The sequence below is a fragment of the Shigella sp. FC1967 genome (genome assembly GCF_001743005.1).
Classification (GTDB): domain Bacteria; phylum Pseudomonadota; class Gammaproteobacteria; order Enterobacterales; family Enterobacteriaceae; genus Proteus.
Genome location: NZ_MIIZ01001460.1, coordinates 1 through 342, shown reverse-complemented (window position 1 = coordinate 342; position 342 = coordinate 1). Strand labels below are relative to the sequence as shown.

Sequence of the window (342 nt, the reverse complement as noted above, 5' to 3'; positions counted from 1 at the left end):
TTTTTTTTAGTCTGGATACCTTGTATGTATCAACCTTTTATTGTCAAAATGAATCTGGTTTACTGGCTGATAACCACGGATTCAACAGTTCTTTCATACAGTGCTGACATAAATCCAGTTTCAAGTGATTTCCATCACCGAAGATAGAGCTAAAACCAACTCGTCGGTCAATCGACAGAAATTCATGAAATTCAGGATCATCTTTTTCAGCATGAAAGAGACATCTGTCACAGGATTTTGCGGAAATCACAACGGTTTCTTGAATAGTGAAAAATTGCATATGACCTTTATTTAATGGCTGCGTAGTAATTTCGATTAACAATTACAATACCACCATTTTTT

1 protein-coding gene is annotated in these 342 nt (G+C 35.1%); it reads right to left on the bottom strand.

Annotation, left to right across the window (positions count from 1 at the left end; translation table 11 throughout):
• Window positions 1-43: 43 nt before the first annotated feature.
• Entirely contained in the window at window positions 44-322 is a 279-nt protein-coding gene (locus BHE89_RS22965; protein ID WP_261261009.1) for a hypothetical protein, read from the bottom strand.
• Window positions 323-342: the final 20 nt, after the last annotated feature.